This is a genomic window from Pseudomonas sp. IT-P260 (assembly GCF_949768395.1).
GTDB lineage: Bacteria > Pseudomonadota > Gammaproteobacteria > Pseudomonadales > Pseudomonadaceae > Aquipseudomonas > Aquipseudomonas parakoreensis.
Genome location: NZ_CATKPO010000039.1, coordinates 79,530 through 93,921 on the forward strand (window position 1 = coordinate 79,530; position 14,392 = coordinate 93,921).

The following is a 14,392-nucleotide window of genomic DNA, read 5'->3' on the forward strand; positions in this document are numbered from 1 at the left end:
ACAGTTTCTACAGATTGCGCGTCTGATTACAGAATGTCTTTCAAATAACCCTTGAGCGCGAGGAGCGGCTGATCAAGCTGCTCCAGCGACTGCGCCTGACGGAAATCGGCTGACAGCTTGTGCAGCTCCCGCCCCAACGGTTTCTCGACCCCGCCCAACGCATCCATCGCCAAGCCCAGGCACTCGTTCATTTTGAACTGGATGGTCTCGACATCCCCGCGGCGCACCAGCAGTTCGAACACGTCTTTCTGATAGTCACCCATGACCATGTCATCCCGCAGAATCGGGCTCAGGCCCTCCTCCTCGTAAGCGAGTTTGAGGGAGAACAGGGCGACGGTTTCCAGTGACGTTTCCATGGGGGGGGCTTGGAGGTCCTTGAGCATGAGTCTTGAAGTTCGGTACGACCAACGAAAGCCGCAACGGGCGGCAGACCGCGTGCGGGCGGGCGTGATTATACTGAGCGGACGCATCAGGTGCAGTCCTTAGGCAAAACAGGTTGCACGGACAGCGCCGAGACATTCAATGACCTAAGCAACAGAACGAGTTTCTCAGGATGGGCAGCGAGTATGAGGTGCCAGACAAACTCAACGTTAATTCAGGCACATGAGCGGAGCGACGATCATGGAATACGATGAGAAGTTGATTGAAGAGGCTGTGCTTGCCCTGTTGGCCGCGTTCAGTTCCGACGACGGCAATGCATGGAAAGGCTTCGATTTTGAAGTCATGAACCGATTGCATGAGCAGGGTCTCATCAGTAATCCGGTAAACAGGAACAAATCGATCTGGTTGACGGAGGAGGGCCGGGAACGAGGTCGTCAGATAGCTGAGCGTTTGTTTGGGGGAGGTGTTCAAGCCCAGCGTGCGCCTGACCCGGATATCTGAGGTCCTGGTTTGGCTAATCACTTTATTCGGGCCGCGCCAGCGCAACGCAACTGGAGGAGTTTCTCCGTTGGAGCATTTTCTAACTGAGCCACAACTGACAATAGTGAGAGCTGCTCTTTCTGAGCCATTCAACGATTTTCCCGTCGAATATGACTATGTGGCGAATCAGGTAAGAGGCGTCACCCCTGAAACCCTTTACGAAATTCTCTATTCAGAGGTTGCGCCGGTGTGCTTTATCAATCTCGTTGCAGCTGTGCCGCCGATTTGGACTGGGTTCGACCCCGACAAGCTCAGAAAGTCGATAGAAGAAAGGCTGGCAGCCAGAGAGCGCAACTGGTTTCGTAGGCAGTTCGATAAAGTGCTGGTGCGTTGGCTGAAATACAACTACGCCTACATCTGGAAGGAAATAGCCAGTAGGCTTTGAACCCAAGCGTTCAATGGACCAGGTGACCATGACAAGGAGTAGCTGCAGATTCTCCTGCATATTGCTGTGATGAATCGCCCATCGTTTAGCCCACATTTCTCGTAGCACGGTTACGCAAAAATAATTGCCCAACTTTTCAGCAGACGAAAAAAAAGGCCTTGCTAAGCAAGACCTTTCTTAATTTTGGTGCCCCGAGGGAGACTCGAGTGTTCCATAAGAGATGTGGTCTGCAGAGCTTTTTTGAGCGAAGGGATACAAGTAGGGATACAAAATGCTTGGTTCTGCATAAGGACTTGCCCCTCGCCACCTTGCATATACTACGTGAGCTTCGCATCAGCACGGCTCGTTTCTGCTCTGCGACACTACTTTTTCACTGGGGAGCGATTCGATGACGGGCGAGGAATATGGTAAGCAGAAGCTGGAGGATGAGCCGCAACTTCCTCCAACTCACGAGTATCAGGCAGCACTGGACGCGGTGGAGAAATTGATGGCTCCTAACCGCAAGTATCAGGCAGCGCTAGATGCCTATGAGAAAGCGATGGCTCCTACACGAAAGTATCAGGCAGCACTGGACGCGATGGAGAAATTGATGGCTCCTAACCGCAAGTATCAGGCAGCGCTCGATGCCTATGAAAAAGCGATGGCTCCTACACGAAAGTATCAGGCAGCACTGGACTCGATGGAAAAGTTGATGGCTCCTAACCGCAAGTATCAGGCAGCGCTCGATGCCTATGAGAAAGCGATGGCTCCTACACGAAAGTATCAGGCAGCACTGGACGCGATGGAGAAGTTGATGGCTCCTAATCGCAAGTATCAGGCAGCGCTCGATGCCTATGAGAAAGCGATGGCTCCTACACGCAAGTACCAGGCAGCACTGGACGCGATGGAGAAGTTGATGGCTCCTAATCGCAAGTATCAGGCAGCGCTCGATGCCTATGAGAAAGCGATGGCTCCTACACGCAAGTATCAGGCAGCACTGGACGCGATGGAGAAGTTGATGGCTCCTAACCGCAAGTATCAGGCAGCGCTCGATGCCTATGAGAAAGCGATTGCTCCTACACGAAAGTATCAGGCAGCAATGACAGCTATAGAGAGAATGCTACAACCGTCGGATTCGCTAAAAGCGATGATGGCGATGGTAAATACAAACCACTCTTCTCTCTCTTCGAGGTCAATTTTAGGGAGCTTTGAGACCCTCCAGGCTTCTCCAATTTTCAATTTACTGGTAGCAACTGACCCGAAAAAAATTGAATCCCTGATTGATGAGTGTGAGGGCGAAGGTACAACCACATTCGATGGTCTCGGCCAAGCGGAATATGCCGGAGCTCTTTCAGCCTCAAAGGACGTTGAGGCTGAAATTGTTCAGTCGCTGCAGAACGAAGGTAGTAATCAAAAACTTACCGTCCAAGCAATGGCATTTTTGATTTTGTTTCTAGCTGCCCTACATACCTTCTATACCGAAATGGCAAAGTGGAATGACTTTCGCGAATCAGTTTGCGATGTGCAGGAACGGCTCCAAACCTTCGAGTCATTAGCGCAGGCGCGCAAGGTAGTGCGTAGTGCGATGTGCGATATGCCTGCAGACTTGAAGCGCAGCTTTCGTCTGACAAAGGTAAAAGGGGTAAATCTCCGCGAGGAGCCCGGCATGAAAGCCGATGTAATTTTAACCCTTCCGAAGTTTGCTGCTCTTGAGGTAATCGATTCAACTAACCGGGACTGGTTGCTCGTTACCTACAAGCATGAAGGGCTAGAGATCGAGGGGTGGGTCTCAAGGAAATTTGTCCGGCCGGCCTCCAGGTGATGTGCCGGAACGCATGGAAAAAACCACTGGGGACCCTGTGGTTATCTATCACTCACGGGGTCGGAAACCCGCGGGTCTGTGGTAGCGGGAGATGCTGGAGCTTACTGAAATTTCAACGTTGAAATTGAAAGGATCTTGAAGAAAAAAGGACATCGTTACCGTACCGGTAATGATGACCTTGGATCGATTGTTTTGTAGTGCAGATGCACAGGTGAACAGGCAGTTCACCGGGTTCACCTGTTCACTAAGCTGGGAGTTCTCCCGCTAACAAGGTCCGGCGGGTTTCCGACCCCGTGTCTCGAAGAAAACCTCAGGGGCCCCGGCACACTGCGGGAGATACACCTGATGTTCGCTGGTGGGATTGATGCTTACGGGGTGTGGGGGTATGTACCGCTCAAAAATGCGGTGTAACTCGTGTAACTGGTGTAGCGATGCTTTGTAAGTAGCTGTATTTATTGAATATTTCTGATGTTACATCGGCTTCGTACACAAACATTTAGGCGTGTAACTCTGCCATCTGGTGTAACGCTCCGATGCTTGAAAGAGGGACGGAGGAGGTCATGTCCATGCGCAGGAGACCAGGTACTTCCCCACTCCCAGTCCGCCCAATAGATGCGATTAACGGGCTGTAATCATCAGTTTGGCCGTTCTGCCAGCGATCAGTCAGCAGTCGTAACGGGCCGCTTTCGGCCAAAAGCGGACAATTGCAAGCGCTCACTAATCGCGAAAGGCAGCTGACAGCTCTCAGAGGCCGTTGGCACCAAAAGACTATACTCAACAGTCGTTTACGGAGTTTAGGACAAACCGCTCCCACTACCATTCCATCGCGGCTATGGGAGCTTTTTTGAGTTCTTACTGGCTTACCCTGATACGGAATTTTGTGTTAAAAGGCTAGTAAGTGGCCATTGGCTAGCGATCACAAATGCAATGAATACCCTAAATGGGAAAAGGAATAACCCTTGAAGATTATTACGTTGTACAACCATAAAGGTGGTGTATCTAAAACCACGACCACTTTCAATATTGCGACATACTTGGCCAACTCTGGCAAGAAAGTTCTTATGGTTGATGCTGACCCACAGTGCAACCTAACCGAAATTGCATTGGCTCGAACGATACAAAGTCTTGATGCAGCGGCAGCTAAATCCGCAAATCATAAAGTAAGCGAATTACCCGGCACCAGTATCCTTGATGCTTTAAATCAAAGGATAAAGGGTGATGCTGCATTTATTGATATTGAAAAAGTTAAGACAGTGAAGGTTCATGAGAACTTATATTTAATTAGAGGTGCGGTAGATTTAAGTTCAATTGAGGATGATTTAGCAGAAGCACATGTTCAAAGGATGAGCATGAGAACAAACCTCATGCGGACATACGTCGCCATTGGCGATTTCCTAATCCGACTAGCAGAGAAAGAAAAGCTTGACTACATTTTCATTGACGTTGGTCCAAGCTCAGGTGCTTTAACTAGGGCTTTTTTTCTTGTATGTGATGGTTTCTTTATACCCGTTGCGCCAGATCGCTTTAACGTGCAAGCGATCGGCACCCTTTCGCACGTCTTGCAACGTTGGATGAAGGAACATCAACAAGTAGTTCCGCAATATGAATCACTAAACATGCCGATTCGAACAGGAAAGCCCGCATTTCTTGGAGCTGTCGTACAGGCTTTTAAAAAGTATGCAGGTGAAGCCAAACCAGGCTTCAAGCTTTGGATGCAGCGGCTTCCAATAGAAATTGATGAAAAACTGAAACCTATTTATTTTGAGGATTCTGCCAGCGAGGACTTGTATTTGCCTACGCAAGAAGTGAAGTCTGCGGATTATTCAATCTCAGTTGAAATACCTGACTTCAACCAACTTGCTCCGCTTATGCAAGAGGTTGGAAAGGCTGTCTTTAATATAGATCAAGCCGATACTGCACTTATAACAAAAAGCCTTAAGCCTTGGAAAGGAAACAACTGGAGCGGTGCTCAGAAACGGATGGTCACCTATAAGGCTCTCTTTGGATCAATCTCAGACATTATCAACAAGTTTGACGCTAAAGCCCCATGAGTACAACTATGAAGATCCACTTCGTAGCTTTTCTTGATATTCTTGGATTTAAATCTTTGGTAGATAAGGAGGTGCGTTCAGGCTCGGGGGAGTATCTTGAAAAACTTTTGCGTTGCCATCAAAAGTGCGCGGAAATATTCAAGCCAGACCCAACTCTGAGCATCATACAGTTCTCAGACTCTATAGTTATTTCTTGCCCATATGATGCATCACGGTTTATACCGTTCATTACAAGCATTGCTGAATACCAGAGATATTTGCTAGATGAGCAGCTGCTATGCAGAGGAGGTGTAGCGGTCAATCAACACTTCACAAATGGAACATTTACATTTAGTGCAGGGCTTATCGATGCGTATCATGTAGAGAGTAAATCAGCACGTTACCCTAGAGTGGTTATAGCCCCCGATGTAATTGATCTTATATATCCCAGCACCCCGACTTCCGTTGAGGTAGTAAAAGAAGATGATGGTTTATATTTTATAGATTACATTGGTATAACCAAGAATAGACAGCCACGCTTGCTTAAAAATTCAGTCCGTGACGTTGTTAATTCATTGAAAACTAGTGATGTGCCCTCCATAAGGGAGAAGGGTATTTGGCTCGCTAACTATTCTGACGCAATTCTGAGAACTAACCACACTCCTCCAAAATTTGAAGGAGGGCGAGTCCAATAGATCCTAATTTTAAAAGCGGAAAATTACTAACCGTCGATGAATCCACATGTACTTAAAAGTGTCGATCACGATAATTTTAGACACTATCACTCGTCGACATTTGGCGGCAAGTCGATAGGGCGCGATCACCTATAATGGTTGATTACGCCCTAAGGCGACCGTACATGAGTGAATGTCGCTATAGAATGGTTATCGGCATTGGCTAGTTCCTCAACTCAATGTGGTTGTATATTTTTTTGCAAAGCTCGACTAAATTATTGGAAAGATCCCATTCAATGTCATTCATTACCTGTACAGCTTGCTGGCAAAATTTCACCTTGTCATTGATCGTTCCACTTTCATCAGCAAAAACTCTGCGCTCTTTACCTTTTCCTTTAAGTCCAAGTGTTTTATCTAGATGATAGCCAATGCCGTGAGTGGAACTGGCTAAATCTACACCAAGAATAGCTTCTAGCTTGTCAGAGTCCAAACCTTCTTTTGTTTTGGCTAGCTTTCTGCTAAATATTTTTTTCGCACTTTCCAGCACTACGACTGGTGGTAATAAGTTCTCGATTTCCTTACCAGGGAGTAGATAAAAGCGGTCTTGCAATTCTGCCGATAATGTTTGGGCTCGTTCAGACTTACCAACTATGTCGCCATCGGCGAGCAGAAATGCATCTGCGCACAATCGTGATGCATTTAAACGTTCAGTAGTGTCGTCGTCGTCGTCAAATCCCCAATGACCCAGCGTACCACCTTGATATTCAACGAATGCATAATGATAGTTTTCAAGGTAGCCTTCGAACAAGGTTTTTTTAGGGCTCTCCTCAAGAGAGTTGAGGTACTTCCTCATTATGACCTTTAAGTAGAGTCGGTCTGTTATACCTTCGACCCAAATTGTAGAATTAGCAAGATATACAGAAGATGCTCGTACTCCCAAGTCGGCCAGAATTTCCCGGTCCTTCGTGCATTCTTGTATAAAAAAACCATTGCCGTCTTGATTGTTCTTTTTGCTAACTCTATGAATTATGACTTCGCTATGGCTTTCAGCCAAATCAAGTAGATGATTGGAGTGAGTAGTCGCAACATATTGATGATTAGTATGATTCAGTAAAAAAAGCGCCAGTTTTCTAAGCAATCCTGGGTGGAGGCATGCCTCTGGTTCTTCGATAAAAAATATTGAATTTTCCTGTTCAAGAAAAGCAGCAGATGTGATTATAATTACCTGCTGAAGACCATCCCCGAGATCATATATTGAAAATTGTGCATCATTACCAATTTTTACTGCAACAGTGTCTTGGCCATATTGAGGAATAAGCGTAACTTCGGCACCGCCAAAAAATTCATTTCCTAGTATTTTTTCGTAGCTACGAACTCTTTCCCGCTCGTCTGGTTGTCCAAGTAAGAACCGTGCTAGCAAATTATAAAGATCAAACCCAGTAACCACATTAAGTTCGTCAGGAGTCGGGAAGTAATCTCGCAGTGTCCTTTCGAGAAAGAGATCTTTCCCATCACCCAGAGGCCTCATACCCCTTAATATCGGTATGTAATGTTTTTTAATGTTTAATACTTCTGAACTTAAGCGTTCGAGACGATTTAGCGCTTCCTCAAGATTTTCTCCCGGTAGGTGGCGACGCATAAGATTGAACTCATTTACAGTGCTGCCTTGAGCCCTAAAATTCTGGTTTTTTGCATAGTTCATCGTCCTTATTAGCTGTTGAAGATTACCTGCCACCGCATTAACTTCTTTGCAATCTCCTTCATAGATGCCATTAAACTCATTGCAGTCAAAATCGAGTATTTGGTCGCAATCATTAATGACATTGACAAGTTTTTCTAGACCCCTACAAGCATGCTTGACGGCGTTATCGATACTAACTATTAGCTTGTCTGGCTTGGTTGAAAATAACGCTCTTAATAAACGGCTCTTGCCACTATTATTCGGCCCTATAAGAAGGTTCAATTTTCGTAACTTTATCCACTTTTCGTCCGGTGATATACTTGAGTAGCCAACGAGATTATTGGACCATATTTTTTGGACCTGCATTAAATGCTCCCCAGTGGTTGTCTGATCTATTTTTTCTAAGGTTACCATGTGCTTTAGAGATTATGTCGCCAGCGGTGCCCTCGCAAGTCACAAGCAACCACCACTCCAATGTATTAGCGTTTGCTGGCTTCGTCCTTCATCCCCTCTCCTTTATGAGCAATATACCTTCACATCGAGCTGAAGCTGTCCTATCCCTATCAGTTGGTCGTAAATTGTCAACTTCCCCTGTTTTTGTTGGAAGTTATTTCACAAACATGAGCGGAATTCTCCGCAATTCCACATAAGTACATTAGGAAAATTTAGTCGCGAAGGGTTATGGTACTGACGAGTGATATGGACAGCAGAGCTCAGTGTGTGACGTCCGCTATTGGCCGACAGTGGTCGCTTGCCGATGTCCGCTTCTGGCCGAAAGCAGACGTCCGTGAGCGGCGGCTAGTGGGCAGACGAGGTCGTTAAGAAAAAATCGTGGAGGGCAGCCAGGAGCAGCTCGTTTCTAGCGGTTGGGAGGGCCAAGTAATAGTTCGCGGAAGGCTTCATCACCCGTGAGGAGCGCAGAGTGATGATCGAGAAGGCTGCAGCGAACTACAGCAAAGCAGTCGAGGGCGTAGGGCAAGGCACCTAGCATTAGCCCAGATGGGTTGAGCTGCGAGAGATGATCATCTCTTCGAGGATCTCGCGGAGCAGGCGGTTAATTCCCGCTTCGCCGTGGTACCTGGAGCGATCAATGTTGGCAATCGTGAATTGTCGCTGGTCGGGGCCGATCACTTCGATGGACAAGCTACGGTCGGCATTTATCGAGCAGGCGATGGTGCATTGGGGAAGGCGCCGGGACAACAGGTCGCCAATTTCACGTCTGCTCAATGTGTCCACAATGTTGACTCCTTTTGCTGACGGTAGGGATTTTAGAGGGAGAGCTCGCAGACGCGAAGAGCGTGATCAACAAAAAAAGGCCTCTGAGAGGCCTTTTATTCAAGCTGCGTTATTTGCGAACCCAGCTTTCCACTTCGTCGGAACCGTGCTTGGTTTTCCACTCTTTGAGCGTCTTGTGGTTACCGCCTTTGGTTTCAACCACTTCACCGGTATGCGGATTCTTGTAGGCCTTCAGAGCGCGAGGCTTACGCTTGCCAGGTGCCGCCGCTGGTGTTGAAGCGCGCTTCGTGCTTTGCGGATCCAGCAGGTTGATGATGTGCTTGAGGCTGAAGCCGTATTGGTTGAGCAACTCGCGCAGCTTGGTTTCGAACTCGATCTCCTTTTTCAACCCGCCATCGCTCTTCAGTGCTTCCAAAGCCTGAAGCTGTTCGGCGAGGTGCTTTTCGAGCTGGCGGTATTCGGCAAGTTTGGACATGTTTGATTCCTACATTTGTTTGATGACAGTTTGAATGTTCGTGCGGCTCACAAGTTCAGCGCTATTCTGACAGTTTAAGATACTCTCGGATGCTGATGATCTCGGCTTTTATCAATTTTACGGTGAGAATCTCGACTTTCGTTTTTATGCGGGGTTTGTCCACGAATTCCAGCATTTCCTTTAAGGAGACTATTCGTGCTTTCAGTACGTCTTTCCAGTTGGGGGTGTTTCTAAGGTCAAATTGAATGATCATTTTGTAGCCTGTGTGGGTTAAACAGCCTACCCGCGCAGGCTGTTTCGGTGGTTCAGCGCGTTACAGCGAGAGAATGTCTTGAACGTTGTAATTGCCGGATCGATCCGACAACTCACGCCAGGTCCAGTTGTAGAAGTCTTCGCCTTTGGTTGGAATCACCAGCTTCATCAACGTGAGGTGTTCCCCACCAAGCATTCCTTCGGCTGCCCACAGCTTGGCGCCCTTATCCATAAGCGCTTGTGCTTGTTCGTTCCACTGTTCTTCCAGCACTGTTCGGGCGAGCGATATCGCGGTTTTTTTGATCGAACTGTATTCCCTCTGCGCCTCGTCGATATGTCGATCCACGATAACGAGCTCCTGCTCCAGCGCGGCAATGATCAAAAGTTGCCGGCGATGGTGCTCACTCGCAGTCGCCAGATTCTTTGCAGCTTTCTGGGCATCGGCATTGGCGGTCTTCTCACCTTCGGTGTCGCCCCAGGCCACGGCTTGTGCATAGGCGGTCGCGGCATCGGTTTCGGCTTGCCGGGCCTTGGCCATGTCCTCTTCCGCCTGCTGCTGGATCTGCGCCAAGCGGGTGCTGAGACTTTCGCGTTTCTCGTTGAGCTCTTGTTCGTCGGCTTTCCAGTTATCCATCGACTCGGTGTAACCCGCCATTAGGGTTTCGTGATTAACCAGTTTCTCACGCCGTTGAATCCGAGCCTCTGCGTTACCCGCGCGTGTCTTGCAGGAGTCGTATGGAATTTTGAGGGTGTTGTACTGTTTGCGAGTTTCGTACAACCGATCTGCGTCGAGTTCTTCCTCGTTTTCCAAGAGCGCTTCCAATGGTTCTATATGAACGTAGTGCTCTGCTGCCTCCCTCAAGAGGCTATCGCGACGGATCTTCAGGTCTGCGATTTCGTCCAGCAATACCTGCTTCTTCTCGCATATGCTGATCTCTTCGCCGGTGGTTGCTACGGGCATTGAAAGCCCTGTCCCATGGCTATCTGGATCGCTGGCCAGCAATTCGTGTTGTTCGGTGGAGGCTTGGAATTCGTTCATCTGTCTTGTTCCTTCAAAAATTGAGTTTGGGTTGAATGAGCGGCTGGCGAGGCCGGGAATCAGCCGGCGCTACCTCGAATAGCGGGGATGCCCTCAAGCAGCCCGAGCCTCGCTGTCATCCGTTCCCGGAATCGCCTTCACGATGTAGCAGCGTTGCTGACCCAGGCCGGGTAACCGCACCAGACTCGACGCCTTCCCGTCGCTGCTCGGTTCCAGCACGCCACGCTGCAACAGCTCCTTGTTCACTGCGTTGATGTTCATGCCCCGGAAAATCTCGGAGCGCCACGCCTCGGGCAGCACGTAGTAGGTGTTGGTGGTATGCATGGTGTCGCCCATGCCGTGCTCCAACGTCTTGCGAAAGCCGAGACGGTCAATGGTGCGTGGGCCGTGTTCGTCGATCTTCGCCGCCGCCGATTCCCAGCGGGTGAAACGGCTTTCACCAAAACGCTCGATGACCTGGCGCAGCCGCGCCAAAATCGCATCACCTTCGAAGTTTCCGGCACCGCCGCGCTCGTGGAGCCAGGCGTTCAAGCACACCCGAGCGGCGGTGGTGGCCGTGCCGTCCGGCCAGCCGGTGATGCCCATCGCGGTAGCCAGCTCGCCGGCGGCAGCTGCAAGGCCGAAGCGCGCCGCTGCACGGTGTGCCTGTCCACTGGCAGAGGTGGGGAGTGCTTGGGCAATAAAGCCTTCCAGCGTGCGGCGCAAGATCGCTGCCCAGCCGTGGCGCTTGCCGGGTTCGCACAGTGCGGTCAGGAACGCGGTAAGCGGCGTGCCGTAGTAGTTCGCAACCCGCGCCTTCAACGCATCCGACAGCCCTGCCGCATCTTCGAAACCGTTGAGCGTGTCGAACATGCCAAGGCCTTTGCTGGCATCGGCCGGGACGGCGAGCATCCTCACCTCCATACCGGCTTTCAGTTCCTTGTTGGCCTCGGCCATGTGCTGGGCCAAGGTCTTCTCGCCGGTGGAGAGAAACAGCAAGCGCCATTCCTGCACCTGCCGGCCCGCTTGGCCACGATCATTGGCGCGGGCTTTGCCGGTGCCGTTGCCGAGCATGTACACCGTCTCGCCGATGATCCGGGCATCACACATGCCGATTTCATCGAGCACCAGAAGCCCGTCGGAGTGAGCGGCAGCGATCGACTCCAGTGCGTTGTCGGTCGAGCGCCACGAACGCACCAGACGCGGTCCGCCGTAGATCGACGCGGCAACTTGCAGGTGCGTGGTTTTACCGCCGGAGCTGTCGCCGTACAGGTGGAAGCCGCCCGATTCGTGGCCGAGCATGTGCAGCAGGGGACCGGCGAAGGCCACGCCGACGACAAACGCCAAGCGATGGTTGCCGATGCACAGCGCGCCGATCTGCTGTTGCCATTGCTCCAACGTGCCCGCTTCGCTGATCGGCGGAAGTTGCGCGCCGGCCTCATAAAAGTGCAGGTGTTCCGCGTGCATGCCGACCTGCTGCTCGGGCAACAGAAAGGCGTTGTCATGCCAACCCAGACGGGTGACCAGACGCGCCCGTTGCGCGCTGTCAAAGCCGCCCAGGTAACTCTGCAGATCGTTGCGAGCGTTGCGCCCCGAACGACTGCCGGCCAGACGCAGCCCCATGTCCACCAGCGGGCCGAGCACGTCCTTACCGAAGTCGCCGGTCATGGTGCGCGCCGGGATGTTCCAGCGTTTCTTGGTCCCGTCGGGGTCGTCGAACTCGACCAGCAAGCCCCAGTTGTGGCCCTTCTCGTCACGGGTACGCGCAAGGATTGCCAGCGGTGAACACACCGGGCGTGCCTCACCGTCGTCGCCTGCGTAGAACACTCCTTCGGGCGTCAGGCGAAAGCCTCCCGGCATCAGGTCGTTTTTCGATTTTGCCGGGCGCTTGACTGCTGCTTTGGGTTTCGCTTCCGGCTCTGGTTCCGGCGTGGGTTCTACCGGGGCAACTACCGGTTTTTCTTCGATCACGCCGAACAGCTCGCCGCTGCTTTCCAGCTTGGTAAAATGCGCAGCGGTCCAGCCTTTGCCGAGCGCATCGGCGGCATCGTCGCCGTCATCCCATTGACCACCTTTGGCGAACGCGGCGCGGTCGTTCTTCAGCGTCGGCTTTCGTTTGAACACCTCCAGCGCAATGACCCGGACCGAGGCCGCGCCGATTTCGCGCAGCTTTTCGGTAACGGTGGCCATGCAGGCTTTACCGCTGTCGTCGTTGTCCGGCCACAACAACACGTCGCGTCCCTTGAGCGGCGTCAGGTCGGCTTTGTGCCAGGATTTGGAGCCGTTCGGCCAGCAGGTGGCCACGTAGGTCGGCAACAGCTCGGCGGCGGCATCGGCCGCTTTCTCGCCTTCGCACAGAACCACTGGTGCGTCAGCACTCTGGGCCAGTTCATCAAGGCGTAGGAGCGGACGCGGATCCGGCAGACCCTGCCAGCGCCATTGTGTGGTTTGACCATCGGAGCGCTGACACCATGTCAGAGGCGCAAAGACCTTCTTCGGCTTGCCGTCTTCATCGGGGCCGAGGTCGAAGCGATACAGCGCCATGAGCGGCTGACCCTGCGCATCGCGATAGATCCAGACCTTGGACGGCACACCATGATCACGGTGCTTGGCCGGGCACTTGCTCATGGCCTCGGTCGGGATTGGCTGGATGGCGTTCCACGTCGGTGCCTTGGGCTTGCTAGGTGCCGCTTTCGTCTGAGCAGCGCCGGGCGTAACGTTCAGCCAGCCCGCTAGTTTGTGGCAGGCTTCAACGTCGGTGCCGCCGTCCAGATAGCGCACCAGATCGATCAGGTCGCCGCCTTTGTCGCCGGTGGCAAAATCCGCCCAGGTGCCCTTGCTCAAATTGACCTTGAGTGAACCGGCGCGCTTGTCACTGCGTGTTGGATTTGGAGCGGTGTATTCCTTGCCGCCATCCACGCGTTTTCCGTTGGGCAGCCAGTGCGACAAGACACGATCAATGTCCTTGAACGCGGCGGCTTTCACGTCGGCGAAGCTTGGACGTTTCGCGGTACTGTTCGGGCGTTGGCTCATGTGTCAGCCCTCGGCAGAAACAGCGCGTCGTTGATGTCGTCGATCAGCGCTTTCGCCATCTCGCCCAGGTACAGGGCGGGCCAACTGAAACGCTCGCCGTGGTCACTCATTGCAGCGTCGAAATTGAGCTGGTTTGCGTGATGCTGCAGCAGCGACACCATCTCCAGTGCGTCTTCGACGGGTACCCCGGCATTCACCCGAAACAGCTTCAGGTCGGTGGCATTAACGCGAGAAAAGGTGGCGTGGCCCGGTGTGGTGGAAATGCTCATAGCGCACCGCCTTTCTGCATCGCAGGGGCCGAAGTGTTGTCACCGTGCATGGCCAGCGTTTTGATCAAACCGAGGGTGCCGCGTACGTCCCAGAGGACGGCGGCGATGACGTGATTGGCAAGGCGTGAGGATTCGTTTTCGAAGTGATCTTCCAGCAGCGTGAGTACCGAGTCAGCGCGGTCGATTGCGCAGGTGATGGCGTCGATAGGTACGCCGGCTTCGGCGGTTGGATTCACACAGAGCAGGTCTTCGGGCAGGGAAAAACTCAGGGCGTTATTCATTGGGCACCCCCTGCGGTTTCGAGCGCGCGGGCTTTGGCCATGTGAGTGTTGTAGCGGGAGAGGCGTGTAGCGAGGCTGGAGTTGGCGTGTAAAGCGGCGAGAGCCATTGCACGGTGTGCAGCGGCGCGAATTTTGGACGGATTGAGGGCGTGCATTGGTGAAGCTCCTGTATGTGAGGAGCTGCCACTGATCGTCGCCAAACGATGTAAGGGTGGCAGCTGTGCGCGGGTTGGCGAACCGGGCATACAGGACCCCGGCAGACCCGAAGGTCTCCCACGCACAGCCGCCATAAAGCAGGAATGCGGGCACAAAAAAAGCGCCTGCAATCGGTATGGG

At 52.0% G+C, this 14,392-nt stretch carries 13 protein-coding genes; 5 read left to right on the top strand and 8 right to left on the bottom strand.

Features of this window, described 5'->3' with window-relative positions; genetic code table 11:
• Positions 1-26: 26 nt before the first annotated feature.
• Positions 27-356: a hypothetical protein gene (locus ACM6HV_RS16880; protein WP_103369541.1), complete on the bottom strand. Its 330-nt coding sequence runs from the start codon at positions 354-356 to the stop codon at positions 27-29.
• 265 nt (positions 357-621) lie between these two features.
• Between ACM6HV_RS16880 and ACM6HV_RS16885 the strand changes: the two genes are divergently transcribed.
• The 5 genes from ACM6HV_RS16885 to ACM6HV_RS16905 all read left to right on the top strand — a co-directional run bounded on the left by ACM6HV_RS16885 (position 622) and on the right by ACM6HV_RS16905 (position 5,832).
• On the top strand, positions 622-882 hold the full coding sequence (locus ACM6HV_RS16885; RefSeq protein WP_222018449.1) for a DUF6429 family protein: 261 nt from the start codon (positions 622-624) through the stop codon (positions 880-882).
• Between the two features lie 67 nt (positions 883-949).
• Positions 950-1,306, top strand: a complete 357-nt coding sequence (locus ACM6HV_RS16890) for a hypothetical protein (RefSeq protein ID WP_414904807.1) — start codon at positions 950-952, stop codon at positions 1,304-1,306.
• Between the two features lie 388 nt (positions 1,307-1,694).
• On the top strand, positions 1,695-3,107 hold the full coding sequence (locus ACM6HV_RS16895) for an SH3 domain-containing protein (protein WP_414904808.1): 1,413 nt from the start codon (positions 1,695-1,697) through the stop codon (positions 3,105-3,107).
• A gap of 959 nt (positions 3,108-4,066) precedes the next feature.
• A complete protein-coding gene (locus ACM6HV_RS16900; RefSeq protein ID WP_414904809.1) occupies positions 4,067-5,158 on the top strand; it encodes a ParA family protein in 1,092 nt (363 codons plus the stop codon).
• 8 nt (positions 5,159-5,166) lie between these two features.
• Positions 5,167-5,832 (top strand): hypothetical protein, encoded by a 666-nt coding sequence (locus tag ACM6HV_RS16905; protein WP_414904810.1) that lies wholly within the window; start codon positions 5,167-5,169, stop codon positions 5,830-5,832.
• Between the two features lie 202 nt (positions 5,833-6,034).
• Here the strand turns inward: ACM6HV_RS16905 and ACM6HV_RS16910 are convergent, their stop codons facing one another.
• The 7 genes from ACM6HV_RS16910 to ACM6HV_RS16940 form a co-directional block, all read right to left on the bottom strand.
• Complete coding sequence (locus ACM6HV_RS16910; protein WP_414904811.1) at positions 6,035-7,858, bottom strand: ATP-dependent nuclease; 1,824 nt, start codon at positions 7,856-7,858, stop codon at positions 6,035-6,037.
• A 624-nt stretch (positions 7,859-8,482) separates the two neighbouring features.
• A complete protein-coding gene (locus tag ACM6HV_RS16915; RefSeq protein ID WP_414904812.1) occupies positions 8,483-8,728 on the bottom strand; it encodes a hypothetical protein in 246 nt (81 codons plus the stop codon).
• A gap of 109 nt (positions 8,729-8,837) precedes the next feature.
• Positions 8,838-9,203 (bottom strand): histone-like nucleoid-structuring protein, MvaT/MvaU family, encoded by a 366-nt coding sequence (locus ACM6HV_RS16920; protein ID WP_414904813.1) that lies wholly within the window; start codon positions 9,201-9,203, stop codon positions 8,838-8,840.
• A 313-nt stretch (positions 9,204-9,516) separates the two neighbouring features.
• The gene (locus ACM6HV_RS16925) at positions 9,517-10,359 is read right to left on the bottom strand and encodes a chromosome segregation protein SMC (RefSeq protein WP_414904994.1); all 843 of its coding nucleotides are present in this window, start codon (positions 10,357-10,359) and stop codon (positions 9,517-9,519) included.
• 228 nt (positions 10,360-10,587) lie between these two features.
• Positions 10,588-13,506, bottom strand: a complete 2,919-nt coding sequence (locus ACM6HV_RS16930) for a DUF927 domain-containing protein (RefSeq protein WP_414904814.1) — start codon at positions 13,504-13,506, stop codon at positions 10,588-10,590.
• A complete protein-coding gene (locus tag ACM6HV_RS16935; RefSeq protein ID WP_085655302.1) occupies positions 13,503-13,775 on the bottom strand; it encodes a DUF3077 domain-containing protein in 273 nt (90 codons plus the stop codon). The genes ACM6HV_RS16930 and ACM6HV_RS16935 overlap by 4 nt, the downstream gene beginning before the upstream one ends.
• A complete protein-coding gene (locus ACM6HV_RS16940) occupies positions 13,772-14,056 on the bottom strand; it encodes a hypothetical protein (protein WP_414904815.1) in 285 nt (94 codons plus the stop codon). The genes ACM6HV_RS16935 and ACM6HV_RS16940 overlap by 4 nt, the downstream gene beginning before the upstream one ends.
• Positions 14,057-14,392 lie beyond the last annotated feature (336 nt).

Bases quoted from the DNA above. Each gene is read 5' to 3' on its own strand.
- ACM6HV_RS16885 (WP_222018449.1), top strand. From the start codon at position 622: ATGGAATACGATGAGAAGTTGATTGAAGAGGCTGTGCTTGCCCTGTTG.
- ACM6HV_RS16940 (WP_414904815.1), bottom strand. From the start codon at position 14,056: ATGAATAACGCCCTGAGTTTTTCCCTGCCCGAAGACCTGCTCTGTGTG.
- ACM6HV_RS16920 (WP_414904813.1), bottom strand. From the start codon at position 9,203: ATGTCCAAACTTGCCGAATACCGCCAGCTCGAAAAGCACCTCGCCGAA.
- ACM6HV_RS16905 (WP_414904810.1), top strand. From the start codon at position 5,167: ATGAAGATCCACTTCGTAGCTTTTCTTGATATTCTTGGATTTAAATCT.
- ACM6HV_RS16935 (WP_085655302.1), bottom strand. From the start codon at position 13,775: ATGAGCATTTCCACCACACCGGGCCACGCCACCTTTTCTCGCGTTAAT.
- ACM6HV_RS16930 (WP_414904814.1), bottom strand. From the start codon at position 13,506: ATGAGCCAACGCCCGAACAGTACCGCGAAACGTCCAAGCTTCGCCGAC.
- ACM6HV_RS16895 (WP_414904808.1), top strand. From the start codon at position 1,695: ATGACGGGCGAGGAATATGGTAAGCAGAAGCTGGAGGATGAGCCGCAA.
- ACM6HV_RS16910 (WP_414904811.1), bottom strand. From the start codon at position 7,858: ATGCAGGTCCAAAAAATATGGTCCAATAATCTCGTTGGCTACTCAAGT.
- ACM6HV_RS16880 (WP_103369541.1), bottom strand. From the start codon at position 356: ATGGAAACGTCACTGGAAACCGTCGCCCTGTTCTCCCTCAAACTCGCT.